General features: G+C 33.1%; 19 protein-coding genes. 12 read left to right on the top strand and 7 right to left on the bottom strand.

Features of this window, described 5'->3' with window-relative positions; all coding sequences use genetic code 11:
• The first annotated feature begins 8 nt into the window (after positions 1-8).
• From WN975_RS01680 to WN975_RS01710, 7 genes are all read left to right on the top strand, one after another.
• The gene (locus WN975_RS01680) at positions 9-1508 is read left to right on the top strand and encodes a RagB/SusD family nutrient uptake outer membrane protein (RefSeq protein WP_337964919.1); all 1500 of its coding nucleotides are present in this window, start codon (positions 9-11) and stop codon (positions 1506-1508) included.
• Positions 1509-1520: 12 nt separating this feature from the next.
• Positions 1521-3074: a hypothetical protein gene (locus WN975_RS01685; protein ID WP_337964920.1), complete on the top strand. Its 1554-nt coding sequence runs from the start codon at positions 1521-1523 to the stop codon at positions 3072-3074.
• A gap of 12 nt (positions 3075-3086) precedes the next feature.
• Positions 3087-4748, top strand: coding sequence for a family 16 glycosylhydrolase (locus tag WN975_RS01690; protein ID WP_337964921.1), 1662 nt, complete (start codon positions 3087-3089; stop codon positions 4746-4748).
• Positions 4749-4832: 84 nt separating this feature from the next.
• Positions 4833-5591 carry a glycoside hydrolase family 16 protein gene (locus tag WN975_RS01695; RefSeq protein ID WP_337964922.1) on the top strand — a complete coding sequence of 253 codons (759 nt, stop codon included), beginning with the start codon at positions 4833-4835 and terminating at the stop codon, positions 5589-5591.
• 328 nt (positions 5592-5919) lie between these two features.
• The gene (locus tag WN975_RS01700; protein WP_121325886.1) at positions 5920-6504 is read left to right on the top strand and encodes a sigma-70 family RNA polymerase sigma factor; all 585 of its coding nucleotides are present in this window, start codon (positions 5920-5922) and stop codon (positions 6502-6504) included.
• A gap of 50 nt (positions 6505-6554) precedes the next feature.
• Complete coding sequence (locus WN975_RS01705) at positions 6555-6698, top strand: hypothetical protein (protein ID WP_165877215.1); 144 nt, start codon at positions 6555-6557, stop codon at positions 6696-6698.
• Between the two features lie 587 nt (positions 6699-7285).
• Complete coding sequence (locus tag WN975_RS01710; RefSeq protein ID WP_337964923.1) at positions 7286-8350, top strand: tetratricopeptide repeat protein; 1065 nt, start codon at positions 7286-7288, stop codon at positions 8348-8350.
• A gap of 24 nt (positions 8351-8374) precedes the next feature.
• Here WN975_RS01710 and nth read toward each other — a convergent pair whose 3' ends face one another.
• Positions 8375-9025, bottom strand: coding sequence for an endonuclease III (gene nth, locus WN975_RS01715; protein ID WP_337964924.1), 651 nt, complete (start codon positions 9023-9025; stop codon positions 8375-8377).
• A 224-nt stretch (positions 9026-9249) separates the two neighbouring features.
• On the opposite strand from nth, the gene WN975_RS01720 reads away from it, so the two are divergent.
• Positions 9250-9930: a hypothetical protein gene (locus WN975_RS01720; RefSeq protein ID WP_337964925.1), complete on the top strand. Its 681-nt coding sequence runs from the start codon at positions 9250-9252 to the stop codon at positions 9928-9930.
• An 11-nt stretch (positions 9931-9941) separates the two neighbouring features.
• Positions 9942-10394: a thioredoxin-dependent thiol peroxidase gene (gene bcp, locus WN975_RS01725; protein WP_337964926.1), complete on the top strand. Its 453-nt coding sequence runs from the start codon at positions 9942-9944 to the stop codon at positions 10392-10394.
• Positions 10395-10932: 538 nt separating this feature from the next.
• Here the strand turns inward: bcp and WN975_RS01730 are convergent.
• The gene (locus WN975_RS01730; RefSeq protein ID WP_337964927.1) at positions 10933-12393 is read right to left on the bottom strand and encodes a TonB-dependent receptor; all 1461 of its coding nucleotides are present in this window, start codon (positions 12391-12393) and stop codon (positions 10933-10935) included.
• Positions 12394-12483: 90 nt separating this feature from the next.
• Between WN975_RS01730 and WN975_RS01735 the strand changes: the two genes are divergently transcribed.
• From WN975_RS01735 to WN975_RS01745, 3 genes are read left to right on the top strand one after another with little or no spacing between them, the layout of a single operon-like run.
• Entirely contained in the window at positions 12484-13248 is a 765-nt protein-coding gene (locus WN975_RS01735; RefSeq protein ID WP_337964928.1) for an MBL fold metallo-hydrolase, read from the top strand.
• Between the two features lie 13 nt (positions 13249-13261).
• Positions 13262-13765, top strand: a complete 504-nt coding sequence (locus WN975_RS01740) for a hypothetical protein (protein WP_337964929.1) — start codon at positions 13262-13264, stop codon at positions 13763-13765.
• A gap of 48 nt (positions 13766-13813) precedes the next feature.
• Positions 13814-14245: a hypothetical protein gene (locus WN975_RS01745; RefSeq protein WP_337964930.1), complete on the top strand. Its 432-nt coding sequence runs from the start codon at positions 13814-13816 to the stop codon at positions 14243-14245.
• Between the two features lie 120 nt (positions 14246-14365).
• Here the strand turns inward: WN975_RS01745 and WN975_RS01750 are convergent, their stop codons facing one another.
• From WN975_RS01750 to WN975_RS01770, 5 genes are all read right to left on the bottom strand, one after another.
• A complete protein-coding gene (locus tag WN975_RS01750; RefSeq protein WP_337964931.1) occupies positions 14366-14935 on the bottom strand; it encodes a cysteine hydrolase family protein in 570 nt (189 codons plus the stop codon).
• Between the two features lie 147 nt (positions 14936-15082).
• A complete protein-coding gene (locus WN975_RS01755; RefSeq protein WP_337964932.1) occupies positions 15083-15232 on the bottom strand; it encodes a hypothetical protein in 150 nt (49 codons plus the stop codon).
• Positions 15233-15291: 59 nt separating this feature from the next.
• On the bottom strand, positions 15292-15936 hold the full coding sequence (locus tag WN975_RS01760; RefSeq protein WP_337964933.1) for an alpha/beta hydrolase-fold protein: 645 nt from the start codon (positions 15934-15936) through the stop codon (positions 15292-15294).
• A 228-nt stretch (positions 15937-16164) separates the two neighbouring features.
• The gene (locus WN975_RS01765; RefSeq protein WP_099711565.1) at positions 16165-16491 is read right to left on the bottom strand and encodes a hypothetical protein; all 327 of its coding nucleotides are present in this window, start codon (positions 16489-16491) and stop codon (positions 16165-16167) included.
• A gap of 5 nt (positions 16492-16496) precedes the next feature.
• Positions 16497-17753: a dihydroorotase gene (locus tag WN975_RS01770; RefSeq protein WP_337964934.1), complete on the bottom strand. Its 1257-nt coding sequence runs from the start codon at positions 17751-17753 to the stop codon at positions 16497-16499.
• Between the last annotated feature and the right edge of the window lie 24 nt (positions 17754-17777).

Consider the following 17777-nt stretch of genomic DNA (forward strand, 5'->3'; position numbering starts at 1 on the left):
CAATAAAAATGAAAAAGTATTTAATTACATCCATTATAACACTTACGCTATTCTCGACAATAAGTATTTCTTGTTCAGATGAATTTGTAAGTCCAAAGCCTAAATATTCTATTGATTCTGAAAATTATTTCAATTCAAAAGAAGATTATAACGACGCCTTAGTTGCTGCTTACGATTTGCTGCAATCTACTTATGCAAATGCTTTATTAGGAGAAATTGCTTCTGATAATACATTGGCCGGAGGAGAAAGCCCAACAGACGTAATTGGCTGGCAACAAGTAGACGACATGATTCATACGCCGGTAAACAGCAATTTAAGAGATATCTGGAATTGGATGTTTGCAGGAGTTCAAAGAGCCAATTATATTCTTGAATTTAAAGATAAAACCGATTTTGAGGGAAAAACCCAGCTACTTGCAGAAACACGTTTTCTAAGAGCATATTACCAGTTTGAGTTAGTTAAATGGTTTGGGGGAATCCCGATGAAAGGAGATGCGAGATTTAAAGTTGGAGATGAAAAAACAGTACCACGCTCATCAGTTGCAGAAGTGTATGCTTCTATAGAAGCTGATTTGATTTATGCTACTGCTAATTTATCTCCACTTGCATCTCAAAAAGGACGTGTAACGAAAGGTGCAGCAGAAGCATTATTAGGTAAAGTTTATTTATACCAAAGTAAATTTGCTCAGGCAGCAACTTCTCTTAATAATGTAATCACTTCTGGAAAATACGGTTTAGTTGCAGATTATGATGCGATTTTTGAAATGGCGGGAGAAAACGGATCAGAATCTGTTTTTGAAGTACAATATACAGATGTTGAAGGAGCAGGTTTTACGTGTTTACAATGTAGTGAAGGAAACGTAGCCGTTGGTTTTAGCGGAGTAAGAAATTATTCAGGACCACTTTTTTCTTCAGGATTTAGTTTTAATGTTCCAACTGCAGAAGCTGCAAACTCTTTTGAAGCAGGGGACAAACGTAGAAATACTGCTATTCTTGATATCGCAGCTTGGGCTGAAGCCAATAAAAGTTACGACAATGGAAAAGGAGTTACGTTTGGAAAAGGAAACGAAGACACAGGTTATTTTAATAGAAAATATTTGCCAAGAAAAAGAAGCGATAATGCTCAGGGAGATTTGAATTTAACAAACCCAAATAACTACAGAGCAATTCGTTATGCAGATGTTTTATTAATGGCTGCAGAAGCTTATAACCGTGGCGGAATTGACGATGCAAAAGCAAGAACTTATTTAAATCAAGTTAGAAGACGTGCTTTTGGAGATAATAATCATGATATATCAGTTTCAGGAGCTGCGCTTACAGATTTTATCTGGGCAGAAAGAAGATCGGAGCTTTTTGGAGAAGGACAGCGTTTCTTTGATTTAGTAAGAACTGGAAAAGCAGTTGGAAAAATACCGGGTTTTACAGCAAATAAAAACGAGTTATTTCCGCTGCCAATTGAAGAAATTCAATTCGCAAATGGAAATTGGAAGCAAAACCCTGGATATTAAAAAAACATTATTATGAAAAAATTACATTTTATTATAAGTCTTTTCGTTTTGACAATACTTCTGGGTTGTTCAAATGACGATAATAGCAATATTGATTTAGATGCCGTAGGTGCGCCGTCAAAAATAGCTGCTTTGACCACTGTAACGCAGGATAATACCGGTAAAGTTACTTTCTTGCCTAAAGGCGAAGGCGTTACACAATACAAAATAAATTATGGAGACGGAACTCCGGAATCGGCTTATTTTGGGTCTGGCGGAACCGTAACACATACATATCCGGAAGGAGTTTACCATGCTAAAATTATAGCAATGGGAATCAACGGAAAAATAACTCAAGTAGATCAGGACGTAACTGTTTCGTTTTTGGCTCCAACAAATTTAAAAGTAACGTTGGCGCATGTAATTGGAGATAATTTATCAGCTTCAGTTACCGCAAAAGCAGATTTAGAAACGTACTTTAAAGTATATTTTGGAGAAACTCCTGATGAAGTTCCTGTAGATTTCATGGAAGGTCAAACCATTAAACATACTTATGCAAATGTTGGTGTGTATAATGTAAAAGTAATTGCGCTGAGCGGAGGTGTAGCAACTACAACTTACGAAGAATCAATTACGATTTCTAATCCTATTTTATTCCCTGTAGATTTTGAATCTCCAACGCTTAATTATGCCTTTAACAATTTTGGAGGAGCAAATACAACTGTAGCAAATAATCCAAGTGTAAACGAAGATAATCCAAGTGCAAAAGTAGCTAAGCTTAATAAAAGTGCAGGTTCTGAAGTTTGGGCAGGTTCGTTTTTAGAATTAGGAACACCAATTGACTTTTCGACTTTGAAAAAAATCAAAATTAAAGCGTGGTCTCCAAAAGCAGGAATTGTAGTTAAAATGAAATTAGAAAACTTAGCAGATTCTAATATTAATACAGAAGTTGATGTAACCAATACAGTTGCTAACGGCTGGGAAGAATTAACTTTTGATTTCTCTGCAGTAGATAATACTAAGAAATATCAAAGAGTCGTATTGTTTTTTGATTTTGGAAATAATGGAACAGGAGTAGATTATTATTTTGATGATATTGAATTGACTGCAGGCGTAGAAACTGTAAAATTGCCACTGTCTTTTGAATCTTCAGTATTGACGTATTCTTTTAACAATTTTGGCGGAGCAAATACAGTATTAGTCAATAATCCGGATAAAACAGGAATCAATACTTCGGCAAAAGTAGGCGCTTTGACAAAAGGAAGCGGTTCTGAAGTTTGGGCAGGATCTTTCATCGAATTAGCAAGTCCGCTTAATTTTTCTACTTTCAAAAAAATCAAAATGAAAGTATGGTCACCACAAGCAGGAATTATTGTTAAAGTCAAGTTTGAAAACATGTCAGATAGTACAATCAATAAAGAGGTAGACGCAACCACAACCGTTGCAAATGGATGGGAAGAACTCACTTTTGATTTCACTGGAGCAACAACAGCCAATCAATTTCAGCGATTAGTAGTGTTCTTTGACTTTGGAGTTAACGGCACAGGGAAAACCTATTATTTTGATGACATTAAACAATCCAATTAAAAAAACGTAATCATGAGTAAAAAGATAATTATAAATATAATAGCATTACTGTCAATATTCTTGACAGTAAGTTGCCAGAAAGATGATTATGCATTTGGCGATTTGTCAGCACCATCAAATCTTAAAGTAACAGCTCAAATTATTGGAAAAACTGCCGAAGCTCCGGACGGAGACGGTTCAGGAATGGTAAAGTTGGTTGCAACGGCAGATAATGCTGTATCGTATAAATATGTATTTAGCGACGGAACTTCGCAAAATTCTCCAAGCGGAGTATTTACGAAACGTTTTACCAAAACAGGTTTAAATACTTATACAGTAACAATAATTGCAAACGGAAAAGGAGGAATAGCTTCAAATACTACAGTTGAGGTTACGGTTCTAAGTAATTTTAGCGACGACGAAGCAGTTCAGTTCCTAACTAACGGAAGTTCTCAAAAATGGTATTGGTCAGCTTCAGAACCAGGACATTTAGGAGTAGGACAAAATGATGCAGATGCTACTAAAAACTTTTATCCAAATTATTATTCTGCAACACCTTTCGAAAAAGCAGGATCACCAACAAGTAGCTGTTTATACGAAAATGTATTGACGTTCTCACTTGTAGGCGGACAATTGAAATTTGAATTAGACAACGGTGGAGCAACATTCTTTAATGCGTCATTCAAAAATGTAGCAGGAGGAAGCGGAAGCGGAGATGCTTGTTTAACTTATGATGCGACTGGAGTTAAAACAGTTTCATTAAGTCCATCAGAATCAGTTGTAACCAAAAATCCTGATCATCAAACACAAACCAGAGGTACAATGTTAAACTTCTCTGACGGAGGATTTATGGGGTATTATATTGGTCAAAGTTCATACGAGATATTATCGATTACAGCAAACAGAATGGTTGTTAGAGCTATTATGGGCGGAGATCCTTCTTTGGCTTGGTATCATACTTTTACAACAACGCCACCAAATCAGACTCCTGATCCGGATTTTACAAACCTGGTTTTTTCTGATGAATTCAATGTTGATGGAGCTCCGGACGCAACAAAATGGGTTTATGATTTAGGAAAAGGAACAAACGGTTGGGGAAATAATGAAAAACAGAATTATACCAACTCGGCTACGAATGTAATAGTTCAGGGAGGAAATCTTAAAATCACAGCTAAAAAAGAAGCTTCAGGCGGAGCAGATTATTCTTCGGCGCGATTAAAAACAGACGGTAAGTTCTCCTTCACTTATGGAAAATTGGAGATAAAAGCCAAGCTTCCAACAGGAGCAGGAACATGGCCGGCATTATGGATGTTAGGGCAAAATTATGCAACTAAACCATGGCCAGCCTGTGGCGAAATAGATATGATGGAACACGTAGGAAACAATCAAAATGTTATTTTAAGCACACTTCATTATCCCGGACATTCTGGAGGACAAGGAAATACAGGCTCAAAAACAATAGCAAATGTTTCAACAGAGTTTCATGTTTATAAAACAATCTGGACAGCATCATCAGTCAAAACTTATGTAGATGACACAATGATTCATTCAGTTCCTAATGACGGTTCTCTTCCCTTTAATAGTGACTTTTTCTTAATTTTGAATGTTGCAATGGGAGGAAATCTGGGCGGTAATATTGATCCTGCTTTTACACAATCTTCGATGGAGGTTGATTATGTTCGAGTATATCAATAGAATACAAATTAATTAGTAAGAATGAAGTAAGAAGGTCAGTTTAAGGCTGGCCTTCTTAATTTTTAGCAATTTAAAAACGACATTATGCAAAAAGTAATTGTATTATTATTGATTACCAGTCTTGGTTTTGCACAGGAAGTAAAACGGAAACTAGTCTGGGAAGAAAATTTTAATAAAAAGGAAGTAAACGAATCAGATTGGAATTTTGAAATCGGAGATGGTTGTCCCAATCTTTGTGGTTTCGGAAACAATGAAAGACAGATTTACACCAAAACAAATCACGAATTTAAAGATGGAAATTTAGTTATCGAAGCCAGAAAAGAAGGCGATAAATACACATCAACAAAAATAACCACAAAAGGAAAAAAAGAATTTCTATATGGCCGAATAGAAGCCAGAGCAAAATTGCCAATAGGTCACGGTTTATGGCCAGCATTCTGGATGTTAGGCGCTAATATTGATGCCGTAAAATGGCCAAAAGCCGGAGAAATAGACATTCTGGAATACATTGGACGAGATCCGCACATGGTTTATACAACCTTGCACACACAAGATAGCCACGGAAACACAATTAATACAAAAAGAACCCCTTTTCCTGCCATAGAAGAAGGATATCATGTATATGCGATAGAGTGGACAAAAGACAAAATTGATTTTTTTGTAGACAAAACTTTAGTTTATACCTTCAATCCACAAGTTAAAAACGAAGACACCTGGCCATTCGATAAACCATTCTATATTATCCTAAATTTGGCCATAGGGGGAAATTTTGGAGGTCCTGAAGTAGATGATAAAGTACTTCCACAGAAATATTATATCGATTATGTACGTGTTTATCAATAAAAAAAGAATAGTTTAAAATGTTGTAATTTAAAACAGATGTAGAATGCTTAAGTCTTTAATTGTAAGTTATTTACATCTGTTTTTTGCTGTTAAAAATATGCGTGATTTTAAGTATTTTTAGCTATTTACAAGCAAAATTTAAGTTTATTTTATAAATGTTAACGTTTTCTTTTAATTATTATTTCTTTTATTTGTTTTTTAAAACATTTATTTGTTAAATTTGGTCACGATATTAACATAACTTAAAAAAGGATACGCCTATACAATAAAACTACTTTTTAGAAAAAATTACTTACGAATTTTATACAGAAACTAAAAAGGTAGTATTATGGCTGATCTGCATATTCCAGACGCTCTATTAGTAAAAAATTATGTCGAAGGCAACGAATCTGCTCTTGGTACATTAATAAAGAGACACGAATCTAAGATATATGGTTTTATATATTCTAAGATCGCTGATAGAGATATTTCAAACGATATTTTTCAAGACACTTTTATTAAGGTAATCAAAACCTTAAAAAGTAATTCCTATAACGAAGAAGGTAAATTTTTGCCTTGGGTAATGCGTATTTCTCACAATCTAATTGTAGATCACTTTCGCAAGACCAAAAAAATGCCAATGTACAGAGAGACAGAAGAGTTTTCGATCTTTTCTATAATGTCTGATGATTCATTGACAATAGAAGGTAAAATGATTGTTGATCAGGTCGAAATTGACTTAAAAAAGTTAATTGAAGAATTACCGGATGATCAAAAAGAAGTATTAGTAATGCGTATGTATCAAGATATGAGCTTCAAGGAAATATCTGAATTAACAGACGTTAGCATTAATACAGCATTAGGAAGAATGCGTTATGCGCTAATGAATTTGAGAAAAATAATCGACAAACATCAAATTATTTTGACCAACTAATACTATTTTGAATATTAGCTCGTTATACTATTATAAAACATTTTCATAGTATGGCGAAAATTTACTCGAAAAAGGCATTAGCTTCTAAAGATTTAAAACCTAAAAAGGAAGTTGTTTCTTTCTTGCTTAGTTATTCACAAGCATTAACAATTGTGAAAATCGAAGATAAAAGTTTTGAAATTATAGCTAATTAAACAGCCCACTACTTTGGTCGGATGTTTATTTCGAAAGAAAAACCAAATGGTCGTTTTGGTTGAAAGCTCACTATTTGTATGCAAATACAGGTAGTGAGTTTTTTTTATGCAGTAATCTTACGCATTTTGTATTTATCTTCAGTAAATGAAATCTATTCTATTGGCCTGACTACTTGGTTATTAAGTTCTTCTTTTGCGATCGATATGTTAAATTTTAATATTTTGTTCGCATTTTGTTTATTTATTCAATAATTAGTTTTATTTTGGTTAAAAAATAATTTTTTATTCAAGTAAATTGCTTAATTGAGGAGTTTTTCGTATTAAAAAGTTTGAATTTGTAATAAAATACCAATAATAAAGCCAAAAACCAAAATTTTAACCAATAACCAGATGATCTATGAAGAAAAATTACACTAATTTATTTTGTTTTATTTGTTGAGCATGACCACGTTGCCCAAAAAAGTATAAAAAACTAATGGCGTTTTTGTACTAAATATTTATTGTAGACAAAAAAGAGAAATTTTGTTCTGCATCATAAATATTATTTGTTCCAAAACTATCTAATCACTCAGCAAAACCGAAAAAACATGAAAAATAACCTAATGATGTTATCATGTCTACTATTGATAAACATTGGAGCATTTGCTCAAAAAGACCAAGTAAAAGAAGCGCAATCTTTATTTGATAAAGGAAACAGCCAGGACGCTTTAGCAATTTTAACCAAAACAGAATACCTTATTCTGAATGCATCTGACGAAGATAAATCTGATTTTTACTTTCTAAAAGGAAATGTATTAAAAGATTTAGCCGTAAAAAACATAGATGCAGCAAACAATTTCACACTCGCATCGCAATCTTATCAGGACGTATTTTTGTATGAAAATGAATCAGGTAAATTCAAATTTACTGTGAAAGCTAATAACGCGCTAAAACAAATGAAATCAAGTCTGGTAAATGGCGCCATGGCTGATTTTAATGCAGGTAAATTCAAAGAAAGTGCAGAGAAAAGTTACAAAGTTTATTTGTTTGATAAAAAAGACACATTAAATCTGTATAACGCCGCTGCATCATCTGTAAATGCTAAGGATTACGACTCAGCAACTAAATATTATGAAGCCTTAAAAAAGATTAATTTCTCAGGAAAAGCACTTTTATATCTAGCTTTTAATAAGAAAACAAAAGAAGAAGATATTTTTATTTCGCCAAAAGCAAGAGAATCAGCTATTTTACAAGGATTGTACGAGAAACCAAGAACAGAAGCAGTTCCTTCTAAGAAACTTGAGGTTAATAGCAATCTGGCATATTGCTATATGGAAAGGAAAGATTACGCAAAAGCAGAATCAACCTATAACTATGTTTTAGAACTAGATCCAAATTATATTGATGCTTATATCAATATGGCTTATCTGAAATTACAGATGAAAAAAGATTTAGCTGACGAAATTGCAACATTAGGAACTTCGGCTGCCGAAATGCAAAAATACGATAAGTTAAATGCCAGAAAAGACGACGTTGCCCGCAGTGCGATTCCGTATCTTAAAAAAGTGCTTTCAATTGAGCCTAAAAACGCAGATGCAACAAAAACACTATTAGGAGTTTACAGATCTTTGGACATGACAAATGAATACAATACACTGAAAAGTAGTATGTAAAAAATAAAAAGAAGCTGCTGAAAATTATTTTTTAGTAGCTTCTTCAATTATAGATTTCTTCCCAATAGTTTTAGTGATAATATCCTTGTCCAGACTCCACCCTCTTGCAGGCGAATATTCACGTCCGTACCAAATAATCTGAAGATGCAAATCGTTCCACAATTCCCTTGGAAATAGTCTTTTAGCATCTTTTTCAGTTTGCGTGACATTCTTACCATTCGACAAATTCCATCTGTACATCAATCTGTGAATATGCGTATCAACCGGAAAAGCAGGAACGCCAAAAGCCTGAGACATCACCACACTTGCCGTTTTATGTCCAACAGCCGGTAATTCTTCAAGAGCCTCAAAACTCTGCGGAACTTCACCATTATGTTTATCAATCAAAATATGCGACAAACCATGAATTCCCTTCGATTTCATAGGCGATAAACCACAAGGACGAATAATTTCTTTAATTTCTTCCACAGACATTTTAATCATATCATACGGATTATCAGCCTTTGCAAAAAGTAAAGGCGTAATCTGATTCACACGAACATCAGTACATTGCGCCGAAAGTAAAACCGCAATCAACAGCGTATAAGGATCTTTATGGTCAAGTGGAACGGGTATAGTTGGGTAGAGTTCTTTTAACGTATTTATAACAAATGTTACGCGAGCTTCTTTATTCATTTCCGTATTTTTAATCCTGTAAAAATAGCATAATTTTAATGATGTGCCTAATCCAGCTTTCCGTTACAACTCCTCATTGTGGCAATAACATTTTTAAGTATTTAAAAGAGCTTCCGTTGGTCGCTTTTTAAATACAAAAAATGTAAATTACCACAACTCCGGGGTTTTTACTTTAATCTGGGGCATGAAAACATCTACCTTTATTAATATAATTTGGTTGAACAATGAAAATTATAGTGACAGTTATTTTTATAATTATTTCGCAATTTAGTTTTGCACAAAATTGTAGTTGTAAAGAACAGTCACAATTAAATGAAATTATATCCTGCGAAAAAACAAGCTTTAAAAACGGAGCAAAAATTTACCGTCAGTTTAATTGTGATTCATCTTGGCTTGTTTTTGAAAGTAAAGCAAAAAAGAAAAAAATACTTTTTTCATTAGATAAAGATTTAATCGAGTTAACAGGAAGATTAGGTTATACAAGCTGGATTGAATATGATAACACATTCATGATCGAAAATCGCTTAGTTTCCGGGTGTTGTGATCCATTAGAGTATGTGTTATTTGATAAGAATAACGGAAGAAAAATTGCAGATCTTGGTCGGGAAATATATCATAGTGATAGTAAAAAATACCCTTATTTTGTTGCAATTGATTCAAAAAAGTCTAATTTTTTAAGTTTTTTAAATTTGACAACAAACAAGATTTTTAAAATTAATTTACCAAAAGGGAGAATAGAGAAAACCTTAAAAATTACTGATGGAATTTTTTCCGAGACCTTATTCAAAGAAGGAAAAATTAAAAATGGTTTTTTTGAGATTGAATATAGATATAAAACAAAAGACAAAGGAAAATGGTTGATTGGAGAAGTGAAAGTAGATTTAAATAAACAGATACTAATCTAAAATTAAAAAATATGACAACACTAAAAGCAGGTGATAAAGCACCAAATTTTTCAGGAATAGACCAAGAAGGCAAAACGCATAAACTAGCAGATTACGCTGGAAAAAAACTAGTAGTTTTCTTTTATCCAAAAGCAAGTACGCCAGGTTGTACAGCAGAAGCCTGTGATTTAAGAGATAATTTTGAGCGTTTCAAAGCTAATAATTATGAACTTCTGGGTGTAAGTGCAGACAGTCAAAAAGCACAAGAAAAATTCAAAGATAAATACGAACTTCCGTTTCCATTATTAGCAGATGAAGACAAATCTGTAATCAATGCATTTGGCGTTTGGGGACCTAAAAAATTCATGGGAAAAGAATACGACGGAATCCACAGAACAACATTCGTAATCAACGAAAACGGAATCATCGATGAGGTTATCGAAAAAGTAAAAACAAAAGAACACGCAGCACAGATCTTGAAATAGTATTTTTTGTTTCAGGTTTCAGGTTTTCTTTGTTTCAGGTTTTTAGCGTGTAATCTAGGCGTGTAATTTTACCGCAAAGCGCGCAAAGTTTTTTGTCCAGGATTCAGGTTAGTAAACACAAAGTTCGCAAAGCTTAATAAATACGAAGCGTTGCGAACTTTGCGATTTTATAAAACCACGCATAGGAAAAACTTAGCGCGCTTTGCGGTAAAATTTCACATGAATTTACAATCGTTTTTTACATGTAGAGGCGCACAGCAGTGCGTCTTCGTATTATGTTAGACGCACTGCTGTGCGTCTCTACGACAAAATATATTAAACAAAAAAAACAGAAGTTGCCTAAATAAAAAATCCGCATAAATCCGCGTTTTCGCAAAGCGAATCTGTATAATCCGCGTACCATTTACTACAATAAAAATCCCGCTAAGCTTAATCAACATAAAGCTTAGCGAACTTTGCGGTAAAATTTTTATTCATTTCAGAACCTGAAACATGAAACCTGAAACAAAAAAGTCCCAATTAAGGGACTTTTTTAATTCTAAGTATTTTGTTCTAATTCCTTCTGCGGATGATATCCAAAAAGGTGATGTTCTTTTATAATTTCGGCAATACCAGAAGGAAGCATATGTTCCCAACCAGTTTTTCCCTGATTGATCATTTTCAAAACCTCGCGAGAGAAAACCTCAAGATTATGCGGATCGTAATCAGCAATATCAACTACTTTTCCGTTGAATTTAAAGAATTTGTATAACTCTTTCATTCTTGGATGAACTTTTAAGTTAGTTGAATTCATAAGAACTCCGTTATCATCTAACATCGGATATAAGAAAACTTTCATATCTCTGTAGAATAATTTTCCAAAAGCTTCCAAAATTCCACCACTTAAGTGACGATAATATTTCTCATCAAAAATATCAACTAAATTGTTTACACCCATTGCTAATCCCATTCTGGCTTTGGTATAATTAGCAAAATATTCAACAACTTTATAATATTCCTGGAAATTCGAGATCATAACCGTTTGACCTAACGAACAAAGCAATTCGGCTCTGTCCATAAAATCGCGTTCATCAATTTCACCATCAGAACGTAAATTCGAAAGCGTAATCTCAAAAACAACCAAAGTATTGTCTTTTTCGACCTTATTTTCTTCGAGAAACATTTTAAGTGATTTCTCGTACATATCCATATTTACCTTCGTAACCGGACGGAAACTCCCTCTTAAAGCAAGAAGATTCTTTTTGTATAAAATGGCAGCCGGTAAAATATTTTTTCCTTCAGGATTAAACATTACGGCATCAGTCATTCCGTTTTTAACCAATTGCAAACTCATCAAACGATTATCAACATCAGCAAAACGAGGTCCTGAGAAGTTAATAGTATCAATTTCTAATTGGTCTTTGTCTAAGTGATCGTACAAATAACGAAGTAATCTTTTAGGATCGTTGTATTTGTAAAAAGCGCCGTAAATTAAGTTTACACCTAAAATTCCAAGCGTTTCCTGTTGCAGTCTTGCATCAGTTTCTTTAAAACGAATGTGCAGAATAATTTCATTATATGCTTCGTCAGGTTCAATTTGGTATCGAATTCCAACCCAACCGTGACCTTTAAATTGTTTGGCAAAATCTATAGTTGCAACCGTATTGGCATAACTAAAGAAAAGTTTAGTAGGATGTTTTTCTCTGCTTAAACGCTCTTCGATGATCTGACCTTCAAGAGTCAGCATTTTTTTTAAACGCTCTTCGGTTACATAACGGCCGTCACTTTCAATTCCGTAAATCGCATCACTAAAATCTTTGTCATAGGCAGACATCGCTTTTGCAATTGTACCAGAAGAACCTCCAGATCTGAAAAAATGTCTCACCGTTTCTTGTCCAGCGCCAATTTCAGCAAATGTTCCGTAGATATTTTCGTTTAAATTTATGCGTAAAGCTTTGTCTTTTATAGAAGGAATCTGTTCGATGACCTTGTCACCTTTGAGTTTTATTTCTGTACCCATTTTATTTTAAATAGATTTGTTACAAAGTTAGCAAATTAGGCTTCTAATGAAAGAGAAATAATCCTATTTTTGTAAAAAAAATAAGTTCAATTGAAGGTATATTTTTTAGGTACTGGTACATCACAAGGTATTCCGATTATCGGAGTCGATCATCCCGTTTGTAAAAGCACTGATGCTAAGGATAAAAGGCTCAGAGTAGCCATCTGGATTACATGGAACGAACATTCATACGTGATCGATTGCGGTCCTGATTTCAGGCAGCAAATGCTCTCGTGCGGATGCCGACATCTCGATGCAATATTATTTACGCACGAACACGCAGACCATACTGCAGGTTTAGACGATATTCGTCCGTTTAATTTTCGTCAGGGCGAAATTCCCGTTTATGCACATCAAAGAGTAATTGATAATTTGAAACGTCGTTTTGATTATGTTTTCGAAACCGTAAACAAATATCCGGGCGCTCCAAGTGTCAAAACCATCGAAGTAGTCAACAACGAACCATTTGCTGTTGGTGATAAAATGGCAATTCCTATAAATGTAATGCACGGAGATTTACAGGTTTTTGGATATCGCATCGACGATTTTGCTTATTTAACAGATGTTAAAACCATTGCAGAAGACGAAGTTAAGAAATTAAAAGGTCTTAAGGTTTTGGTTGTAAATGCTTTAAGAGTAGAACCGCACGATACACATTTTAATTTGCAGGAAGCACTTGATTTTATAAATTTGGTGCAGCCGGAAATTGCTTATTTAACACATATCAGTCACGTTTTAGGTTTTCATGAAGAAGTACAAAAACAACTTCCTAAAAACGTTTTCCTTGCTTACGACAATTTAGAAATTACAATTTAATTATACCACAGAAATGAAAAAATCCTTAATGCTTTACCTTTTTATCCTTGCAATATTAATGAATGTTTTTACTTATATGTTTTATAGCCGAGAAGTAAAATTTGAGCAAGAAAGATATGATAAAACGACCAAAAAGCTGAGAGACAGTATTAATTTAGTGACAACAAAACTGGCAGATGCAGATTATTTTTCGCTAGAACACAATGAAAATGCACAAAATTACTTTGATAATAGTGCTTCAGGCGGAAAAGTAATTTTATTCGAAAAATTGATTCCGGTTGTAACCGAAAAACTTTTAGATCTTAATTCAAATCCAAACGGAAATCCTTATACAGGACAAGATAAAATAGGTCCAAACAAATTTATCATCAACAAAATAAAAATCTTAAACCACAGATGGATTATTGCCGATTATAGTAATGGAGAATTATGGGGAGAAGTCTTGTTAAAATATTTTGTTGATCAGGATGAAAAGATTACTTTTGAAGTAAATCAGACTTGGTTATACCAAAAATAGGATCAAATAAGTTCTATTTTTAAGATAATCAACTAAAAAATAGAACTTATGAAAAAGATATTTTTGTTTTGCATACTTATAGGTCTTTCATTTTCTTGCGGAAAAAAAGTTTCAGAAGAAAATAAAACTCCGGATAAAAAAGTAGAAGCAAAACCCGTTGTTGTTGGAGGAGATTCTGACGCACATGGATGTAAAGCTTCTGCAGGTTATACATGGTCTACGCTTAAAAAAGAATGTATCCGTGTTTTTGAAGGTACAAAACTATCTCATGCAGAAGAAACAGGAAAAACTTATACAACAGCTGCTTTCGTAATTTTTGACGGAAATAAAGCAGAACTTTTTCTGGATACTCAAAAAGAATCCATCATCTTAGAAAGAAAATCAGAAGGTGATTCCTGGACTAAAGACGATTATCAGTTAATTCCCTGGAAAGGTTATGTTCTGAAAAAAGGAGATAAAATTATTTATACAGGAGAATAGAGTTTAAAAATCTATAGTTTTTAAATAAAAAAAAAGACCTAAAGGTGTAAGAAATACTTCTCTCATCTTTAGGTCTTTTTTATAATCTTCCGGAATAAATTGGAAGATTTATATTTATGATTAAACGATTTTTTTAATAAAATCAGAAGTAACAACCTGAGCAAATTCTTCATTTAAACTTGCTAAAGCAGTTTGGTGAATTATTTCAGCAGAAAAATTCTCTCCATTTATACCTTTTTTATCAAAAGTTGCTGTTGCATCAGAAATTAAATAAGTAGTATAGCCATAATTTCCTGCCATTCTAGTGGTCGTAGAAACGCAATGATCTGTTGTTAATCCTACAATGACAACAGTTGTGATTTTTGCATCATCAAGTTGTTCTTTTAGATTTGTTCCGATAAAAGCACTATTTACATTCTTTTTGATGATGGTTTCAAATTCAAGTGGTTTTACGATATCCTGAAATTCATTTCCCGGATTTGTTTCGTTTAAAATTGAATTTGGATTAGAAGAACAATGTTGAATATGAAAAACAGGCAATTTTTTAGTTCTCCAAATTTCAAGAAGTTCTCCGGCCTTTTGTTCTGCATTTATATTATTTCGCTCTTCGCCCCAATATAAAATATCATTAAATCCTTTTTGAATATCAATTAATATTAATGCTGGATTATCAAGTTTAGATACATTCATAATTTGAAAGGTTTTGAATTTTAGAAAATTTTGAAAATGCAAACTGAGATTGAAAACTATTTGTCAAAGCTGATATTTAAGTCTGATAATTCTATCTGAAATTTAATCTTGGCTTTTAATTATTAAAGTCTTTAATGTTATGTTTTCCTAGTTTCTTCCTAAGTTGATTTTTTGGTTTGTTTTTATGACATTTTCAGTTAAATCTATTTGCAAATCATATTCAAACTGATCTCTGTTTGTTGTTCCGATTTTTCCAATTATTTCATCTGTTACTTCTTCTAATGTGTATGTTTTCATTTATTTAAAATTAAAATAAGAAAGAATTTTTTTGAAAAACTGAGAACTGCGACTGAAAACTACTTAGCCAACCAATTCTTAAAATCAAAGAAATTCTGCGGAGCCACACCGTGACCAACAGGATATTCTTTGTAAGTAACAGGAATATTTAGTTTTTCCAGAATTGCAGGCGTTTTTCTAGCCCAATCAACAGGGATTACCTGATCTACAGTTCCGTGTGATGCGAAGAATTTTAGGTTTTTGAAATCGTTTTTCTCAAAACCTTCTTTAATGATTTCTTCATTAAAATAACCACTCATAGCTACAACTCTCTGAACTTTTTCTGGATAAGAAAGCGCTACAGAATAACTTAAAATAGAACCTTGGCTAAAGCCGACTAAAGTTACCTTATTAGCATCAATAGGGTAATTAGCAACCAATTCATCAATAAATTTAGCAATTAAATCACGTGAAGTTTTTGCTTGTTCATTATCTGAAAATTTATTCTGATCAGCATCAAAATTTATCGCATACCACGCATAAGCTCCATATTGTAAATCATAAGGCGCTCTTGCCGAAATAATGTAATAATTATCAGGAAGTTCAGTAGCAAACGAAAACAAATCAGCTTCGTTGCTGCCATATCCGTGTAATAAAAGTAAAACAGGATTTTTGTCTAAAATAACTTTTGGTTCTTGTATTTTATATTCTAAAGATAGATTCATTTTAATTGTGAATTGTAAGTTGTGAATTGTAAATTTTCAGTTTTGTCAAAGTTTCAAACTTTGATAAAGTTTATTATAATGAAAATCTGTTTTTATCCGCATTTTTGCTTGCAAATCCGCGTCATCCGTGTTCAAAAATTATACGCTGATAAAACAGATTCGTTAAAGCGAAAACGTGGATTTTAACGGATTTATTTATTTTTTGAATTTAAAAAACGGGAAATTTTACTATCCGATACTTTTAAACCATTTTTGAAAAAGATTTCCAACTAAAGGAATTGGTCTCATTTGCCCCTGTATAGCGCTAAAAATTCCATAAGTCCATAAAATAGAAATACAAATCCACATTGGAAAAGTAATCATAAAGCTGTCAAAATTGCTTATAATTGCTCCAAAAGAAATAAAAGTAAGTGACAATCCTAAAGCCTGACGAATATGAAAAGAAGCAAAACTATTTTTATTTTCAGAGTTCATCGACATCGCGATCAAAACACCAATAATCAAAATATAACTGGTAATTGCGATTGATTTTCCCTCTTCTATTGAATTATTCATTTTAATTATTTAGATGTAATAAGTTGATTTTGGTTCAAAATTCCGTACACAGAACCTTTTATTTCGGTTCCTAAAAAAGCAGAATTTTTAGATTTTGAAAGGATATTTTCTTTCGTAAAAGTTGATTTCCCTTCCGGAGTAAAGAACGTAAAGTTAGCTTTAGAACCTTCAGCAATTGAGTTATTTTCGATTCCAAAAACTGCTTTCCCTAAAGTAAGTTTTTCGATTATGGTTTCCAGAGGTAAAACAGTAAGTAAAGCTCCAAAAGCACTTTCTAAACCAATAGTTCCGTTTTTAGCGGTATCAAATTCCATTTTTTTGAATTCAATATCAATCGGGTTGTGATCAGAAGTAATCATGTCAATTGTTCCGTCTGTAACTCCTTTTAATAAAGCTTGTCTGTCGCTTTCAGTTCTTAGCGGAGGCGTAACCTTAAAACGAGTGTCAAAACCTTCTAATTTTTCATCGGTTAAAACCAAATGATGAACAGATACACTTGCCGTTACGTTCAAACCTTTTGCTTTAGCTTCTCTAATTAATTCAACAGATTTTGCTGTAGATATTGTCGGAATATGAAGTTTTCCTCCAGTATATTCTAATAGAAATAAGTTTCTCGCTACTTGCAATTCTTCTGCTAAAGTTGGGATTCCTTTAAGGCCTAATTTCGTAGAAACGATTCCTTCATTAGCGACACCATTTCCTTTTAGATTCGCATCTTGTGCATATGTAATTACTAAACCGTCAAAATCCTGTACATATTGTAAAGCGATTTTTAAAAGATTAGCGTTGTCGATACTTTTATTATAATCTCCAAAAGCAATCGCTCCGGCTTTTTTCATATCAAATAATTCTGCCATGTCTTTTCCTTCGCTGGCTTTTGTTAAAGCTCCAATTGGGAAAAGTTCTGTAGCAAAACCATTCGCTTTATTTTTTACAAAATTTACCTGCGATTGATTGTCGATAATAGGGAAGGAGTTGGGTTGTAAAGCAATTGCAGTAAAACCGCTTTTTGCAGCAACATTTAATCCGTTTGCGATTGTTTCTCTGTCCTCATAACCTGGTTCTCCAAGAGAAACACTGCTGTCAAACCAACCTTGTGAAAGATGTAAATTGTCAAATTTTACCTCAGTTGCTTCATTGTTTTCAGGAAGTGAAGTTCCTATTTTTTCTATTAAACCATCTGCAATTAAAAGATCAATAGTCTGGTTATGAAACGGACTTTTTGAATCGATAATTTTGGCGCTTCTGATGATTATTTTCATATGTAGATAAATTTATTTTGTACT

It is taken from the genome of uncultured Flavobacterium sp. (genome assembly GCF_951805225.1).
Lineage (GTDB): Bacteria > Bacteroidota > Bacteroidia > Flavobacteriales > Flavobacteriaceae > Flavobacterium.